Source organism: Arsenicibacter sp. R0_47 (genome assembly GCF_057652235.1).
In genome coordinates, this window is record NZ_JBYFCJ010000007.1 from 175,844 (window position 1) to 192,178 (window position 16,335).

General features: G+C 48.4%; 11 protein-coding genes and 2 tRNA genes. 4 read left to right on the forward strand and 9 right to left on the reverse strand.

The window, feature by feature from the left end:
* Nucleotides 1–29: 29 nt before the first annotated feature.
* Both AC23NW_RS15220 and AC23NW_RS15225 read left to right on the forward strand, forming a co-directional pair.
* Nucleotides 30–4,409: a phage tail tape measure protein gene (locus AC23NW_RS15220; protein WP_487450493.1), complete on the forward strand. Its 4,380-nt coding sequence runs from the start codon at nt 30–32 to the stop codon at nt 4,407–4,409.
* 53 nt (nt 4,410–4,462) lie between these two features.
* Entirely contained in the window at nt 4,463–5,869 is a 1,407-nt protein-coding gene (locus tag AC23NW_RS15225; RefSeq protein WP_487450494.1) for a hypothetical protein, read from the forward strand.
* Nucleotides 5,870–5,921: 52 nt separating this feature from the next.
* Here AC23NW_RS15225 and AC23NW_RS15230 read toward each other — a convergent pair whose 3' ends face one another.
* The 4 genes from AC23NW_RS15230 to elbB all read right to left on the reverse strand — a co-directional run bounded on the left by AC23NW_RS15230 (nt 5,922) and on the right by elbB (nt 9,667).
* Complete coding sequence (locus tag AC23NW_RS15230; RefSeq protein ID WP_487450495.1) at nt 5,922–7,490, reverse strand: ATP-dependent nuclease; 1,569 nt, start codon at nt 7,488–7,490, stop codon at nt 5,922–5,924.
* A 46-nt stretch (nt 7,491–7,536) separates the two neighbouring features.
* Nucleotides 7,537–8,817 carry a tyrosine-type recombinase/integrase gene (locus tag AC23NW_RS15235; RefSeq protein ID WP_487450496.1) on the reverse strand — a complete coding sequence of 427 codons (1,281 nt, stop codon included), beginning with the start codon at nt 8,815–8,817 and terminating at the stop codon, nt 7,537–7,539.
* Nucleotides 8,818–8,819: 2 nt separating this feature from the next.
* Nucleotides 8,820–8,901, reverse strand: a tRNA-Leu gene (locus tag AC23NW_RS15240).
* A gap of 73 nt (nt 8,902–8,974) precedes the next feature.
* Nucleotides 8,975–9,667: an isoprenoid biosynthesis glyoxalase ElbB gene (gene elbB / locus AC23NW_RS15245; protein ID WP_487450497.1), complete on the reverse strand. Its 693-nt coding sequence runs from the start codon at nt 9,665–9,667 to the stop codon at nt 8,975–8,977.
* Nucleotides 9,668–9,883: 216 nt separating this feature from the next.
* On the opposite strand from elbB, the gene AC23NW_RS15250 reads away from it, so the two are divergent.
* Nucleotides 9,884–10,267, forward strand: coding sequence for a DUF3127 domain-containing protein (locus tag AC23NW_RS15250; protein WP_487450498.1), 384 nt, complete (start codon nt 9,884–9,886; stop codon nt 10,265–10,267).
* Nucleotides 10,268–10,300: 33 nt separating this feature from the next.
* On the opposite strand, the gene AC23NW_RS15255 is transcribed toward AC23NW_RS15250, so the two are convergent.
* Nucleotides 10,301–10,373 (reverse strand) — tRNA-Lys (locus tag AC23NW_RS15255).
* Between the two features lie 258 nt (nt 10,374–10,631).
* On the opposite strand from AC23NW_RS15255, the gene AC23NW_RS15260 reads away from it, so the two are divergent.
* Entirely contained in the window at nt 10,632–11,174 is a 543-nt protein-coding gene (locus AC23NW_RS15260; protein ID WP_487450499.1) for an SH3 domain-containing protein, read from the forward strand.
* Nucleotides 11,175–11,198: 24 nt separating this feature from the next.
* On the opposite strand, the gene AC23NW_RS15265 is transcribed toward AC23NW_RS15260, so the two are convergent.
* The 4 genes from AC23NW_RS15265 to AC23NW_RS15280 are packed head-to-tail and all read right to left on the reverse strand — an operon-like array spanning nt 11,199 to nt 16,102.
* Complete coding sequence (locus AC23NW_RS15265) at nt 11,199–13,301, reverse strand: ComEC/Rec2 family competence protein (RefSeq protein ID WP_487450500.1); 2,103 nt, start codon at nt 13,299–13,301, stop codon at nt 11,199–11,201.
* Nucleotides 13,301–13,753 carry a GNAT family N-acetyltransferase gene (locus AC23NW_RS15270; RefSeq protein WP_487450501.1) on the reverse strand — a complete coding sequence of 151 codons (453 nt, stop codon included), beginning with the start codon at nt 13,751–13,753 and terminating at the stop codon, nt 13,301–13,303. The genes AC23NW_RS15265 and AC23NW_RS15270 overlap by 1 nt, the downstream gene beginning before the upstream one ends.
* A gap of 56 nt (nt 13,754–13,809) precedes the next feature.
* Nucleotides 13,810–15,171, reverse strand: a complete 1,362-nt coding sequence (locus AC23NW_RS15275; protein ID WP_487450502.1) for a M43 family zinc metalloprotease — start codon at nt 15,169–15,171, stop codon at nt 13,810–13,812.
* Nucleotides 15,152–16,102 (reverse strand): PhoH family protein, encoded by a 951-nt coding sequence (locus tag AC23NW_RS15280; protein ID WP_293839015.1) that lies wholly within the window; start codon nt 16,100–16,102, stop codon nt 15,152–15,154. Before AC23NW_RS15280 ends, AC23NW_RS15275 begins: the two co-directional genes overlap by 20 nt.
* Nucleotides 16,103–16,335 lie beyond the last annotated feature (233 nt).

Sequence of the window (16,335 nt, forward strand, 5' to 3'; positions counted from 1 at the left end):
TGCAGCGTGGCTTTTTTTATTCACATCCAATGGGACAATTAGATGAAAGCGTAAAGCTCCGGACTGAGATAGATACCGATGAAGCGTCGGTGTCGCTGGAAGGCCTTAAGTCCGAGCTGCGTGAGGTTAAAGGCGAGCTCCGGGAAATGGGGCAGGTGTCGGACGAATGGACCGATGAGCAGAAAGAAGCCTATACCGAGCTGCGCAGACGTCAGGCTGATCTGACCGACGAAATCAAGGAGTATACCCGCAGTATTGATCTGAATGATGCCAGTCTGAACGAGCTCAGGGCCAGTAGCCGGCTGCTGCACCAGGAACTAAACCAACTCAAGATCGGCTCGGAAGAGTGGCTGGAAAAGATGGAGCAGGTCAAGGATGTCGACGGCAAAATTGCCGACGTCCGGCAGGAAATGCGCAATCTCAATGATGCCGTTGATCAGCAAAGCAGCCTCTGGGGACAGCTGAAAGATGATTTCCTGAGCACTTTTGCCGCCATTCAGCTCGATGACGTCATCGACGCCGTTGTCGATTTCGGTAAGGAGTCCGTAGAAGCAGCTGCTAAGCAGTCCGATGCATTTGCCGACATCCGGAAGGCCACCGGTATGACAACCGAAGAAGTCGAAGGGCTGAACGAAACGCTGAAAAATCTGGATACCCGCAGTAGTCAGGAAGCGCTGCTGGATATTGCGCAGGTAGGTGGTCAGATCGGTATTGCCACCGATGAAATGCGCGGTTTCGTCGAGATGACCGACAAAGCCAACGTTGCGCTGGGGGATGAGTTCTCGGGAGGAGCTGAAGAAGTGGCGTCTAAAATGGGAACGCTATCGCAGCTTTTTAAGGAAACCAAAGACCTGAACGCCGGCGAAGCTATCAACCAGATCGGTTCGGCCATGAACGAGCTAGGGGCGGCCGGATCGGCGACCGCTCCGGTAGTGGCCGAGTTTACCACACGGATCGGTCAGCTGGGCAACCTCGCTCCGCAGATATCGGAAACGATGGGTTTGGGTGCCGCCATGCAGGAGCTTGGGCTATCGGCCGAAATCGCCGCCGGTGGTATTACCAATATCATGCTGACGGGGGCAAACGAGATTGACGCGTTTGCCAAGCAGATGGGCATGGCTAAATCAGAAGTTCAGGGGCTAATTAACACCAATCCGAATGAGTTTCTGCTGAAACTGGCCGAATCTTTCAAGGGGCTGAGTAATACGCAGGTGGCCCAGCGACTGGCAGAAATGAAGGTCGGTTCCCAGGAGTCAATTAAGGTGATGAGTCTGCTGGCCAGCCAGACCGATGTGGTACGTGATAAGCAACAGCTGGCAGCCAAAGCGATGGCTGAAGGTACCTCGTTGACCAATGAGTTTAACCTGAAAAATCAGACGGCCGCTGCCGAGCTGGAGAAAGCCAAAAAACAGGTCGAAAACTTCAAGACTGAACTGGGTGTGGGCCTCATGCCGGTGGTCACCACGACAGTTTCCGGTCTGGTCCTGTTTTTAAATGCAATCCGGAACATTCCGCAGTTTGTGACCGAGAACAAAACAGCGATCGGCTTACTGGCGCTGGGGCTGGTGACGCTGAACGCTAATATGATTCAGGCGCAGGTAACCACCCTGGCTAAAGTCGCGGCCGACAAGGCGGCAGCCGCAGCATCTACGCTGGCCGCTGCTGCTGATCAGGTACGGGCCCAGCGCACAGCTGCTACCACGACGGCTGAGACGGCTGCCGGTGCTGCTACCAAATCACGCACGTTGCAGGAAACACTGGCCAACGCTCAGACCACCATCAGTAACGGACTGACACAGGCAAAAGTGGTGCTGACCAATGCCTGGACGGTGGCTCAGAATGCACTCAATACAGCTTTGAAAGCCAACCCGATCGGTATCGTCATTACGGCAATTGCCGCTCTGGCGGCTGGTCTTGTCATTGCCTATGAAAAATCGGAAACCTTCCGTGGAATTGTCAATGGTGTATGGGCTGCGCTGAAGGTACTGTGGGATATGCTTTCGCCGGTGCAGGATGCCTTTTCCGGTTTATTCTCGCTGTTGCAAAAAGGTGTTGCATTATGGCTAAATCTGCAACAGGCCGTCGTCGGTTTTGCGGCCGGTGCCCTTCAGGCGATTCTGGGGGCATTCTATGAGCCGGCCAAAAATGCGATCATGTCGCTCTGGAATGCTATCGCTGATTTCGGCAATAAACTGCTGGAGTTCGGTGGTAAAATAGCCGCTTTCCTGGGACTCGACGACGTGGCCGCTAAAGCCAAAGCCGCCGGCGAAAAGATGGGAACCGCTTTCAAAGAGGCCTATGATAAGGAGCTGACCGCTGCCCGGACGAAAGATGCCGCCGATCACGATGCTCATGTAACGAAGAAAACCAGTGCTGATAGCGCCGCTGCTCTGAAATCAGCTCAGGCGATGTTAAATGCCAATAAGGATGCACTCACAGGTATGGGTTCCGATAATGACGGCCACCGCACGAAAGAGCAGCAAAAAGAAGCCGAACATGCCAAAAAGGTAGCTGAAGAAAAGAAAAAGGCCAATGTTGATGCGGTTAATGATATCCGGAGCCGAAACATTGAACTCATTGCCGATGAGCAGACCCGCAAGCTGGCACAGCTCGAATTTGAGCGGGATAAGGAACGGGCACGGATTGCTGAATCGAAGGCCGATCATGCGCTGAAAACCCGGCAGATGCAGCTGGTCGAAAAACAGTATGAAGCCGATGTGGCGGCCGTGCAGAAAGACTTCCGCGATAAGAAAGCAGCTGAAGAAAAAGCGGCCATGGAGAAATATCTGGCCGATCAGGAAGCCAGAAAGCAGAAGGAGAAGCAGTTATTTGATGAGCTGATCCAGTATGAGCAGGCGACCAATAAAACCAACTCGGAGTTTCAGCTGAACCTGACCACGCTGACCGAAAGCCAGAAACTGAACCTGCGTAAACAGCAGCTCCAGCAGTCGTATAACGAAACGGCGGCGGCCATCAATAAGGAATATGCCGATAAGGTAAAAGAGATTCAGGATAACGTGCGCGACAATGATGAGCGCATGAAGGCGATCAAAACCCTGAATGAATGGAAGAACAGTCAGTTGTCGGCCGCCGATCAAAAGCACGCGCAGGATATGACGGCCCTGAATCAGGAACATCTGGAGAAACGCCGGGCCAATACCAAAGAGTTTTTCGATGGTATCAATGGCCTGATGAATGGCGACTACACTGCCTTCATGGGCTTCCTGAACAAGAAGCTGGCCAATGATAAAGCGGCCAATAACCAGAAACTTCAGGATTTCACGCAGAAGGGTACCGAAACATTGGAGGTGGCCGGTCAGGTGGTGCAGTCCTTACAACAGCTGAATCAGAAGTTTCTGGATTCCCAGCTGAAGAAAATCCAGAAAGAAAAAGATACGCAGGTCAAGAGCTGGGAGGATCAGTATAAAGCCGGCAAGATCTCGAAAGAGCAGTTTGATAAGGAGGTAGATAAAATCAATCAGGATTCAGCGGCCAAAGAGAAGGAAGCCAAACTAACCGCCTGGAAGCGGGACCAGAAGTTACAGATTGCCATGGCGCTGATCAACGCAGCAATGGCGGCGCTGAAATCGCTGGCCACGATGGGCTTTCCGCTGGGTCTGATCGGGGTAGCAGCTTCGGCCGCGATGGCCGCGATTCAGATCGGGATCATCAAATCCCAGAAACCACCGGATTTTGCCCGTGGCGGGTTTGTCAACGGCGGGGTGCCGGTGGGTCCGCGTCACGGCTCCCGTTACGGGGAAGCCGGTCTGGCCATCGTCGAACGTAATCCGGATGGTACCTATGGCGAAGAAAAAGGCGAGATGGAAGGCGGGGAGCCGGTTATGATTCTGAGCCGTAACACTTACGCCAACAACAGACCGATCATTGACCGGCTGCTACACTCCAGTCTGCACCGCAACGGTGCACCGATCTATAAAGCCGGTGGTATCGTTGGGTCAGACGGCGGCAGTTACCGCGATTATCTGGAGCCGCTCCGGAAAGGACAGATGTATCTCTTTGGCAGCAAGAAAAAGCGGGAAGCCGAAGAAGCGGCGGCGGCCGCGCAGGCCGAAGCGGATGCTGCAATGTCGGACATGGGCGGCGATTACAGCGGAGATGACGGCGGCTACAGCAGTACCACGGCCGGTTCTGCCGATGATACGGTATCTATGACCAATGAGGAAATCGGTAAGTCACAGAAACTGATGGAAGGCATTGAGACGAATACGGCCGACACCGTAGATAAACTTGGTAATGCCAACTTTGCTCTGGGAGCCATCTCCATTAAGCTCGATACAGCCAATGGTTATCTGGCACAGATTGCGGCCAAGAACCTCAATGTGAGCGTCACCAATATCATTAACATTCAGAATAACATTGAAGCGGTCAACCGGGATTCGAATCTGTAGGCCGTTACAGCGTTACAAAATTTCAAAAAGTTGCAGCGTTAGCTCAGTTAAGCATGTTAGACATTAGACTGGAAGGCGAGTCGGTAGATATCAAACCCGGTACACAACTGGTGCTGGAGCGGTTTAACCCGATGTTTGATTTTGATACCATTCAGGGAGCCAAAGTGCTGGATTTTAACCTGCCCGATACACCGGCAAACCGGCGGATTCTGGGGTATGCTCATCTGCCGCAGGCGGGTAACCCGCGTCGCCGGTGGTACTGCGAGAAGTATCTGAGCACAAACCTCATTGAGCGCGGGTTTATCAAACTTCGTGAGGTTAACCCTGAATACAACCTGTATTTTACCCAGAATCTGGGGGAGCTGTTCGGGGATTATCAGGACGTGCTGTTGTCGGAAATGCTGGAGCTGGGCAGTGAAGCGGCACCGGCGGCACCGGTGGCTGATCCGGATCTGACTACGGCTAAATATTGCCTGCCGAGCATCCTGAATCCGTCGTTTTACGGTAACGTCGCCGTGGCGGGCTATAACGGCATCATGAATCAGTATGCGTCGGGTTATATGACCAATGCCCGTGTGCCGATGTTCTTTGTGCGATGGGTGCTGGCTCGGATCGGTCAGCTGACGGGCTGGACCTTCCGGGGCGACTGGTGGGACAGCAATGTCGGGCAGCGGCTGATCTTTTACAACCTGCATAGTCTGGATCAGGCTGCCACGATGACTTACTGCAACCATTTGCCGCCCATCTCCCCCCGGAATCTGCTGAAGGAACTCCGGAAGATGTTTAACCTGTACCTTGACTTTGACGTCCGGCGTAAAGTAATTACGATGGATTTCGTAGATGATGTATTACGGCAACCGACCTTATACAACTGGACAGAAAAGAGTGATCCGCGGCATACCAAGCTGCCTGACCTGCACGGCCGTCTGGAGCTTTCGTTTGATATTGATCAGAACGATGCGACCATGAAGCCGCTTCCGCTGGTGCTGGATAAGTATACCACGCCGGAAACGGCCGAAAATGAAGGCGGTGCACTGATCTCGGTGAAGTGTGCGTTCTCGACGCTGTTAACCGATGGCGGATCAGGGTTTGCCCATACGGATCAGCAGGGCTACAGCCCGCTGAACAAAGACAGTAAACCGGTGGCCACCGTGCGCTTTTTGATCTGGAACGGTATGCAGAACGGAGCCCCGAGAGCTACCGCCGGCGATGGCAATATGATACTCAACTGGTCAGGAGCCAACGGGCTGGCAAAAAAATACTGGAGGGTGTATGAAGGATTCCGATCACGAACGTTTGCGCTGAAGAAAATGCTTTATCTTTCACCGGCCGATCTGGCCAGCTTCAGCATGCGGCAAAAGATTCATGTCAGGGGAGTCGATTATGTGATTGGCGATATGAAGGCCGGTATAAGCGACAGTAATTTGATCCCGTGCGAAACAACGCTATGGCGATGGTAGTAAGAATTGGCGAAAGAATTTTAGGAATAAAATTCTTTCGCCAGTATTGTAGTTACTTGTCTAGTTTAATTAAACATTGCTCAATAGCTCTCAGCTTTTCAATTACTTCTGAAGCACTTTTTTCAAACTCTTTCTTTGCTCTCTCTTCATCTTCAATAATCCATTCTTTTACTTTTAAGAGCAGCTCCCTTTTGGCAGCCCTTTTTTTACTGTCATCTATAATTGCTAAAGCACTTTTTCGCTCTGCGTAAAAATGATCAGGGTAATATGATTCAAAATCATGTTCTGAAAATTGAACAAAAGAACTTTCATTCCATCCAGCTTTTGTATATATTTCTTTTAAGTCTTGAATTAATTTGTCTTCTTTAGGGCCGCTATCAATCATTATCCATGATCTGTTTTTGTACATTTCCTCTAAATGTAAAAACAAAAACATCTCCTTCATTGTATTGAATCTTTGCTTAACTTTATCTACTCCTCCAGCAGAAACAATTTTTACTTTATTCGATATTCTTATAAAAAACCATTTTATTAAATACTGAATAATTGTTTGAGCGGATGCCTCTTCTAGAATTAACCATCCACTCCAAAGACCATAGTCAATGAAATCATAACCTAAATCTTCCAATGCCAAACGTCTTTCTTCCGAAGTTGATATTTCAAATACTTCAGAGATAGTCATTTTAGGTATATCAGGACTTTTCTTTAGGTTATTTGTTTTGAAAATCTTAGCGGTTGTTTCTGAACCGAGCATTGTCATAACAATATGTGAGTGAGTAGAGATAAAAAACTGATTATATTGAGCACTTTCGACAATTAACGTGAGAAGTTTCTTTAGCGCACTGGGATGTAGATCGTTCTCTAGCTCTTCAATGATAAAGATTTTGTCTTTTGCAAGAATTAGATTGAGAATAAGGCCAAGAATTTGAGTCACTCCTTCCCCCATTTCATTTAGCGGGATTTGTTGCTCGCTATTAATATATAAGCCAATAGAGTTTTTTTTATTTGCATTTGTGTCATAAGTTGTATAGTTCCTGATGACAAAGCCTATAGTATCTATGCAAATCTCTTTATATCTATCTCTAACTTCATCGTCAGGATGGTTAGATATTTCATTAACTTTGTTGACTAGGTTTTGGAAAGGGTTACTGCTTATTGAGATGTTTGCATTATCAGACAGTTCTGAGCTTTTTTTTCTTGAAAGATAATTGATAATATTTAGATGATATTTAAGATTATTTATTTCAAAGATAGGCTGTTCCGGTCTAACCAATTTTCGAATATTCGTATCTTCAGCAGCGATAGTTACACTTGGAGAATGTTTTTTTGTAGTACTGTTTTCTAATGAAATATATTTTGTTACAATGGGTGAATATGTTCCTTTTACATCAGATAAGGATAATGAAATAGGATCTTGAATCGTATATTTTACATACGAAAGCTTTTCACCTATAGTAACTTGGGGATAAATTCCTTTTTGTAGGCAATTTATAGTATTTAATATGGTGCTTTTTCCGGAATTATTTGCACCAATAAATACATTGATTTTTGAGCTAAGCTCTAATTCGAATTTATCTTTGAAACAACGAACACTACTAATTTTTAAAGCTGAGAGTTTCATGTCTAAGTCTAGTTTAATAAAAGGAGGGTTTATTTGTATATGTCTTTTATAGGCTTGGAAAGCTATTAAAGTCTTCGAATTCAGCAAAAAGCCCCAAGTCGCGTAGATATTGATCTGTTTGCTCTATGCTCGTATGCCCGCATTGTCGTTGAATTTCCTTCATGTCGCGGGTGGCTATGTACAAACTGATAACGCCGGTGTGTTTCCAGCCATACAGATCATATCCTTTGGGGAGCTTCAGACCGTCAAGCATTTTTTTGTGGCGATCATAAAAATAGGCTTCACCAACCGGCTCCGGTCCCGGAATGCCGCTTCGACTGAAAACATAGTAATGGGAGGGAGCCAGCCGAATCCTGCATTGTTGAAGTAGCTGCTCTAAGCCAGGCGGAATTTTTTTGTACAGAACACGGTTACCCTTTGCGGTTGATGCATCAATCCGGATTGTGTTCCTTTCTATGTCGGAAACCTTTAGCAGACGTACTTCCTCATGCGGTCTGGAGAATGTATAGTAGATGAAATTGATAAAAAGCCAGAGCTGACGGTCGTTTGTCTCTTCGAGGTACGTTTTTATTTCGGCAACCTGATCGGGCTTGAATGGCTTGTGATTGCCAGCATTTTCCGCAAGTTCAGAAATTGCCTCACATGGATTTTCTGTTATTGTTCTCCGCTTCAGATAGAAGTTGAAAAACGTACTAATGAAGCCAAGATGCTTGTTGTGTTTATTGTTTGAGCCTCCTGCCTGCAGGAGCCGGTCAAAGTACAGGTTTGCCTGATGTGTATCGAACCGATTTAAGGGAAGGTTTTGCAGTTTGTTTTTCTTCAGATATTCGGCGAACAGCTTAGCAATGGACGTATATGTCCGGCCGGATTGTTTACTCAGAGTAGGCAGTTTGGTCGCTTGGTAATATTCCAGCGCTTTCTTAATCGTGCTTTTGCCGGTAATGCCTTCTGATGGCTTTGGTTGCTTTTCCTTTTCAGGCTCGCCGAGAGGCTCAACAAACACATCACCGTTCTTAAAGTAATCGTTCAGGTACTTGATTACTTCGTCAGCTTGCTTCAGACGCTCTTCTATGGTGTCGCCGGATAAAGTTACCCGTTTGCGGATTATTTTGTCTCTAACCTGAGAATAGGCGCCGTATTCGACGCACCACTGCTTAGAAAGATCGTTATTGGCGGGTTTAGAGAGCTTCGGTTCTTTCCAGGGGTACTTCACTTTTCTGGAATCTCTTTTGGTTTCTCGGTGTATGGAACGTTGCCATTTTTCTGCCATAAAAGCAGTCAGCAATAAAAAAACGGTTGTAAATGCCTGATTTACAACCGTTTGCAAAGTGACCACGGGGAGACTCGAACTCCCATGCCGTGAAGCACCACCCCCTCAAGATGGCGTGTCTACCAGTTTCACCACGTGGCCATTTCCTGTAAGTGGGTGCAAATATAGACGTTTTTGTGCCGTTTGTCAATCCCACTGTACAAAAAGTCAAGGTTTATACGGCGGCAGGTATAAACGCCAGCATGGCCTCAACAGCTTGCCGGATGTTAGTACGTACCTCTAAAATGCTGGCTTCCATCATGTAACAGGGAGCTGTAATGATGCGGGTTGCCGGGTCAACCGCGATTTCACGAACAGATTTTTTTACAGGTATCTGTCCGGTTTTTTCCATACCACCCGCAATTCCCGCAATGTCATAAGGCGATGCTTCGGCATCAGTACCAACGGTAAGCATACTTTTAATACCTGATCCTTCGAGTGCCCTGGCAATCGTTGTCGGGCTCATACAAAGGCCGGCGATCGGTTTTTGTTGGGTGACCAGGTCAAGAATTAATTGTTTAACCGCAGGAAGAATCGTTCCGTCCGGGCCGGCAAATGCCCAGTTTGTAATATTTTTGGCAGTGCCGAAGCCGCCCGGCATCACAAGGCCGTCAAGGTCATTTGCCGAAATGGTTGCCAGATCCGCAATCTGACCGCGTGCGATCCGTGCTGATTCAATCAGAACATTGCGGGTTTCCGGCATTTCTTCACCGGTTATGTGGTTCAGTACATGATGCTGAGCTACATTCGGGGCAAAACAAACGGCCTCTGCGCCGGCCTCGGCAAGTGCAAGTAACGTAAAGACAGCTTCCTGAATTTCGGTGCCGTCGAAGACGCCGGAACCGTGTAAAAGAACACCAATTTTCATGTAGTTTAATGGGATTGTTTGGCCGGAATATCGTGAAAAAACGCTGAAAAATCGTAATTTTAACCTTTCGTTTATAAAACAGCAAACAGGTTGTCCTACACGGTTTACCGCACTGTCAATGTCATATCGCTGGTGTTTCTGATCATGCAGAAATGGCTTCTGATAGCGCAAAGGCAGGTAAACAGTGGTAGACAAACTGTTAATTTCAACTAAAACATGGCGTTAGAATTAACCGGTAAATTAGTTAAAACCCTGGCAGAGGTCACAGGGCAGGGTCGTAACGGTGCCTGGAATAAGCAGGAGTTTGTTATCGAAACCATCGATCAGTTTCCTAAAAAGGTGTGTCTGGCTGCGTGGGGTGACAAGGCAAATGATCTGAAACAATTTACGCCCGGCGATACACTGAAAGTAACATTCAACATTGAGTCCCGGGAGTGGAATGACCGTTGGTTTACGGAAGCCCGTGCGTGGCGTATCGAACTGGCTGAGGGTGATTCAATGCGTCCGGAGTCGTCGTCACCGGCTCCCCGGGCAGAACGGCCGGCAGCCTCACCGTTCGGCATGTCATTTGAAGAAGAATCGAATGATTTACCGTTCTAAAACAAAAAAGCCCCGGTTTCGGGGCTTTTTTCGTGATCCGGCTGGGATTCGAACCCAGGACCCATACATTAAAAGTGTATTGCTCTACCAGCTGAGCTACCAGATCGTTACTGGCTGCGATATGTATCAGCGTTGTGCTTTCCCTGAATCGCGGTGCAAAACTATGCTCTTTGATTTGTAAATGCAAGTGTATACCCTAAAAAAAATACTATTTATTTTCTTTTTGCCTGTCTGTCTTGTAGTTAAGGGACAAAATTTTTCTGCGACCAAACGGGCTGATTCGCTGTTTTCGGCAGGTTTGTACAATGACGCTGCCACATTATATCAATCAGAATTGTCCAAAGGAGAGGTTGCTACTGACGGAATGATTCTCAAACTGGCTTATGTAGCCGAAAAAAACAACGACGTTCCCAGATTACTCTATTTTCTGGAAATGTATTTCGAGCGGCACCCCAATGAGTCTATCCTGCAAAAGATGAACGACATTGCCCGCGCCAATGGATTGATTGGGTACGAGACTGACGACCTGAACTATTTTTACCTTTTTTACAAGCAATACGGACTGTATGTCTTGCTGGCGCTGCTGGCCTTAGGCATGTATGTGTTTGGCATAATTGTCATCCGGATTTACAATCGGGAAGGGGCTCCGCTGCGTTACAAATGGGTTGCTTTCGGATACCTATTCATGCTGTTTATCTTCGTAAATCTCCCTGAAGGATACCAGTCCGGCATTATTAACCGCGATAAGGTCCTGTTGCGGGCTGAGCCTTCTTCGGCCGCTCCGGTTGTGGAGGTCATAAGCCGGGGCAACAAAATTAACATCCTTGGCAGTGCTGATATCTGGCTCCGCGTTTTCTGGAACGACCGGCTTTATTACATCCGGAAAGATGATGTCTGGGTGATTTAGCGGGATGGTTCTGCTATACCGCACCTACTTCTCCGCCAGATAGGCTCCCTCCTGATTGACCGCGTAGCAAGAAATAGTCAGCGCGCTGGCTTCTGACAAAAGTCTTGCCGTTAAACGGGGCGAGTTTGACGAATCCAGAATCACCTGACGGGCTACAACGCGGCCATCGAGCTGTTGCCAGTTTCTGAGCGCATTTTTGCGGATAACTGCATAGTCAACCACCGCTGGTAAACGCCAGAATGTCGTATGGCTTAACTTGTTTATCAGCAGGATACGCTTACCGTGGACAACCCAAAGCGTATAGGCGTCTGTACGGAGAATAGGAGTGGCTGTTCGTGTACTGTCGTCAACCGGGCTGATTAGCGCAATCCGGTTCACTGCCCACTGACCAAACGTATTTTTAAGATGAAAATCGAACGCTTTCTGATCTTTGGCGGCGTCAAGATCGGTCAGTAGTGTAGCGGTATGGCCGTTGACAAGGCTAATGGCTGTATAGTGAGGCAGGTAATGCACTGTAAGCCGTTGCTGCCGGTCCTGCTGGTACAGGTCTATCAGCAGTGAACCCGATAGCCAGAAGCTGAGGCAGGCAGCCAAACCGAGCGCCATAACTTTTCGGGAGGTTATGGCCCAAACAGCCGCGAAAATCAGCCCGTAAAGCAAAATCAGTTCTTCTGTCGACAACCAGAGGTTTTCAATTGCTGCATCAGGTAGTTGCCCGACGAGCCGGACACTACCGTTCATCAGCCATACGATTTTTTGCAGCAGAAAACCCGCCAGCGTATTGATGAAGGGTATCCAGGAGAGGAGCAAGGCCGCCAGTCCGGTATAAAGTAATAGATTTGATAAGACCAGAACCACCGGGTTCGCCAGCAGGAAATAAGTCGGGAACTGGTGGAAATAGTAAATCGCCAGCGGGAAGGTGATCAACTGGGCTACAAGCGCAACCGACGAAACTTCCCAGAGCCGGTTGGCCCATGTATTGTTAAAGGTGATGGATTGATATAACCCCGGATGCCATGCCCCGATGCCGGCTACAGCCAGATAAGACAACTGAAATCCTGCCGAAAATAAGGTGTAAGGACTGAAAAAGAGCACAAACAGGGCCGAAACAGCCAGACTGTTTGCCAGTGCCTGCGGCCGGTCCATAGCTTTGGCCACAATAAGTACCGTAAACATGCCGGCCGAACGCAGCACGGCCGGTTCCAGCCCGGTCATCAGGGCATAAAACCAAAGGATGCAAAGCTGGATGGCGGGCCAGATCCACGGATACCGGGCTCTACGTTTAAATAAGCCCACTATCCACGTAAGGGCCAGAAACAGAATGCTGACATGCAGACCCGAGACTGACAGAATGTGAATCGCACCGGCAGTGGCGTAATCCTTGTACGTATCGGTGTCGAGCGCGTCGGTTGCGCCGAGCAGCATGGCTTTGACAATACCGTATTCTGTACGGCTGCTGATCTGGCGGGCGAACACACTGTCTGCCCATTGGTTCAGCCTGATCGCCAGCGTTTTTACCGGATTCGCCGTTCCGGTACCGAGTATCAGGCGCTGATGGGGCCGGATAAACTGCTGGTAATAAATCTGCTGATGGCGCAGGTAGCGTTGGTAATCAAGGGCGCCGGGATTTTTAGGTGGTTCTACGCTCGAAGGGGCACCAAAGACAAGCCAGCGCTGACCGTAAACCGGCTCACCGGCCGCAGCTGCTTTATCGAGATAGGCAATGACCTTTCCGCTGACCGGTTGCCACCCACGGGAAGTTTTCCCGCGATGCAGAGCCAGAATGACCCGATAGCTGTTGGCACGGGCCTCGGGCTGTTCAGTAATAACAGCTTCGTAAGCCTGTAGCGTGTCCGTTATCTGTGTCAGGTGGTGGGGAAAATTCCGCTCATCATGCTGCCATGTTGTATACCATCCTACGATAAAAAACAGCATGATAGCGCCGGACTCCTGAATCAGTTTTCTTATTGTTACTGCTCTGTTATTCAGGTGAATAAAGCCCTGTAGAAAAGCAAAAAGGCCTATACTTCCAATCAAGTAAATAGGCCATTTTGGTAAAGGGATGGTTTCGTAGGCGACGATGCCCGTCAGCAGGGCAAGGACAAAACGAACAACCGGATATGTCATTAGTTATGCGGATACGCCGCAGGCGGCAAAATCATTTTAAAATGTTGAATAGCGCATTCTTCAAACATCGGGCCTACCGGAACAAAACCAAAGCCGGCGTATAGCGGCATCGCCGATACCTGAGCGTGCAGGTAAATCCGTTCGATCGGTTCGGGCTGTTCGCTGAAAACATCGTCCAGGACGGCTTTGACAAGCGCTTTCCCGACTCCTTTTCCCCGGAAGGCATTTCGCACAGCAAACCGCTCGAGTTTAATGCCCCCTGAGGTCCGGCGCCAGCGCGACGTACCGGCCGGTTTACCGTCAATCAGCGCCAGAAAGTGGCGGCTGGTTTCTTCAAATTCGTCGTATTCGTCTTCCGGGCTAACCTTTTGTTCATCCACAAAAACTTCCCTGCGGATGGCAAAAGCATCGTCCAGATGGTCTTTTTGTGAAATACGGATAACGTCAATCATACAGTTGACAATGCTGTCGGATGGTTTAAGGCAAAGTACCGAATCCGGACAACAAATCAAAGAACCAGCAATCGTTTACTGACGGTTTCCTGATCGGCTTTTACCCGTAAAATGTACGAACCTGCCTGGTAATTAGCCATGCTCAGTGAAATCGTTGTACTGGTCGTAGCAGCATAGCCGTTCTGATAAACCAGTCTGCCCGTTACGTCATACAATTCTACCGTAAAGGCTTTGGAACCCTTAAACAGAATTTGCGCATCCGCCGTTGAATTCGTAACCGGATTGGCAATATTTACCGTCAGCGCATCGCTTTCGGGTAATGGCCCGCTGGAAGCCTGCACCAGTTTCACCCGGCGCGGACTTAACTGCAGAACGGCACGCATCCGCTCCCGCTGACCTTTAGTAAACATATTCATGCAAAAGTCAGGCGAATAGTCCATGTAGTTCTCGATAAGGTTGCGGGTACGGGTTCCCGAACAATTTGAGTAAACATCGGTACAGGTCGTACCGGTATAACTGCTTTCGGTAACCGGTGTATCATACACATAATCATTCCCGCAGAAAGCATCACCCCAGGTGTGAATCAGCCCCAGCCAGTGACCGATTTCGTGGGTGGCTGTCCGTCCCAGACAGTTGTACCGGTATTGTGACGGGCAAACGCGTCCGAAGACAAGGGAACTGATCAGCAAACCATCCGTTTTTTCGTCAGTGGTAATGCTAAGCCCCTTCAATGTGTCGGCGGCAGTGGGGTATTTGGCAAAGCCAAGGTAGTCGTTATTGAGTTTGGGAACTACCCAGATATTCAGGTACTTGTCACTTGGCCAATAGGCAATGCTCGATGCCAGTTCCCAATCAGAATTAACATTAAATTCGCTCCGGTTATAATACGTTCGGGTAATGCCCGATGTGGCGTTTCCGGACGGATCCGTTGTCGCCAGATAAAATTCAATCCCGGTATCGGAACCAATAGGACTGGTGTTATAGCCCTTAGTGCCCTCTTTTCGTCGAAAATCTTCGTTCAGTACCGCGATCTGATCCTGAATCTGGGCATCCGAAATATTAGGGTTATTGCTGCCGCCGATAAAATTTGAGGTGTTATTGTGAATGACATGCACAACAACAGGAATCCGGTAAACGGTCTCATCCGTTGATTGCGCAATGCGTCCCTGCGCTTTCAGATCCGAGAAACGCTGAATGTTCTGGTTCAGGGCTTCAATCTGCTTGCGGCGCAGCGGGTGTACTTTCTGTAGAAATTGTTCATAATCAGCGGTTCCGCAGCGGTTTGGATTAACCGGTTCTGCATTTTGTGCAACGGATTGTGAAATGGTTAAAAGAGAGAAAAGGCAGCAGGCTGCCATTTTAACGGCTGCCCACTGCCCTTTACGTTGACTCGCTGCCTTACTGGCCTGCATCTTCATAAGCTTTGATAATGTCTTTAACAAGTCGGTGACGAACAACATCCCGTCCGTCCAGTTCAACGAAGGATATACCCTTGATATTTTTCAATACGTTAACAGATTCGATCAGGCCTGACTTTTGCTTATTCGGTAAGTCAATCTGAGAGCGGTCACCGGTAATAATCGCTTTTGAATTAGGGCCCATCCGGGTTAAAAACATCTTCATCTGCATCGGCGTTGTGTTCTGTGCTTCGTCGAGCAGGATAAAGGCGTTATTCAGCGTCCGTCCGCGCATGTAGGCGAGGGGGGCAATTTCAATGGTCCGGTTTTCGAGATACAGTTTCAGCTTTTCGGCCGGAATCATATCATCAAGCGCATCGTAAATCGGACGCAGGTAGGGATCGATTTTTTCTTTCAGATCCCCCGGCAGAAACCCGAGGTTTTCACCGGCTTCAACGGCCGGACGGGTTATGATGATTTTACGGACTTCCTTATTCTTAAGCGCCCGGACCGCAATGGCAACGGCAGTATAGGTTTTACCGGTACCGGCGGGGCCGATGGCAAAGACAAGATCAGCTTTTTCGGCGGCCTCTACCAGCTTTTTCTGGTTGGCAGTCCGCGCGCGTACCACAATCCCTTTCGTACCATATACCAGCACATCTTCATCCGAAACGTCTGCTGCAAGCCGGTTAGCCTCAGGGTTACCATTCAGGTATGTTTTTACATTTTCATGCGTAAGCTTCCCGTAGGTTTGATAATGTTGCAGGAGCGATTCCAGAATATCTGAAATACGGGAGATTTCAGGTGTCGTTCCTTTTATGCGTATTTCATTTCCGCGTGAAATGATTTTACTCATCGGAAACGCGGCCGCAATCTGTTTAATGTTGTTGTTTTCAACGCCCAGAAAATCAATGAGCGAGACATTGTCGAGGGTTATTACTTTTTCAACCAAATGCGTCAAGCTGTTAATTGTGATAGATAAATTTAAAGTGTCAGGCTAACTTTACAACAAAAAAGAACAAAAAAATATTCAAAGTTCAGACGACTGTCTTACGGAATGGTTATTGCTCAGCGGGATAAAAAGATGAGCGCATCCGGTTAAACAATTCCTGAAGACGTTTACACATTGCATTTGTTTTACCATCAGCCGGTTACGTTGGCTGTATTACCGGATTGTTAAGAAAC

Excerpts from the sequence above, each read along its gene's own strand:
- AC23NW_RS15265 (WP_487450500.1), bottom strand. The coding sequence starts at position 13,301 with ATGACATATCCGGTTGTTCGTTTTGTCCTTGCCCTGCTGACGGGCATC.
- AC23NW_RS15220 (WP_487450493.1), top strand. The coding sequence starts at position 30 with ATGGGACAATTAGATGAAAGCGTAAAGCTCCGGACTGAGATAGATACC.
- elbB (WP_487450497.1), bottom strand. The coding sequence starts at position 9,667 with ATGAAAATTGGTGTTCTTTTACACGGTTCCGGCGTCTTCGACGGCACC.
- AC23NW_RS15250 (WP_487450498.1), top strand. The coding sequence starts at position 9,884 with ATGGCGTTAGAATTAACCGGTAAATTAGTTAAAACCCTGGCAGAGGTC.
- AC23NW_RS15225 (WP_487450494.1), top strand. The coding sequence starts at position 4,463 with ATGTTAGACATTAGACTGGAAGGCGAGTCGGTAGATATCAAACCCGGT.
- AC23NW_RS15270 (WP_487450501.1), bottom strand. The coding sequence starts at position 13,753 with ATGATTGACGTTATCCGTATTTCACAAAAAGACCATCTGGACGATGCT.
- AC23NW_RS15230 (WP_487450495.1), bottom strand. The coding sequence starts at position 7,490 with ATGAAACTCTCAGCTTTAAAAATTAGTAGTGTTCGTTGTTTCAAAGAT.
- AC23NW_RS15275 (WP_487450502.1), bottom strand. The coding sequence starts at position 15,171 with ATGAAGATGCAGGCCAGTAAGGCAGCGAGTCAACGTAAAGGGCAGTGG.
- AC23NW_RS15260 (WP_487450499.1), top strand. The coding sequence starts at position 10,632 with ATGATTCTCAAACTGGCTTATGTAGCCGAAAAAAACAACGACGTTCCC.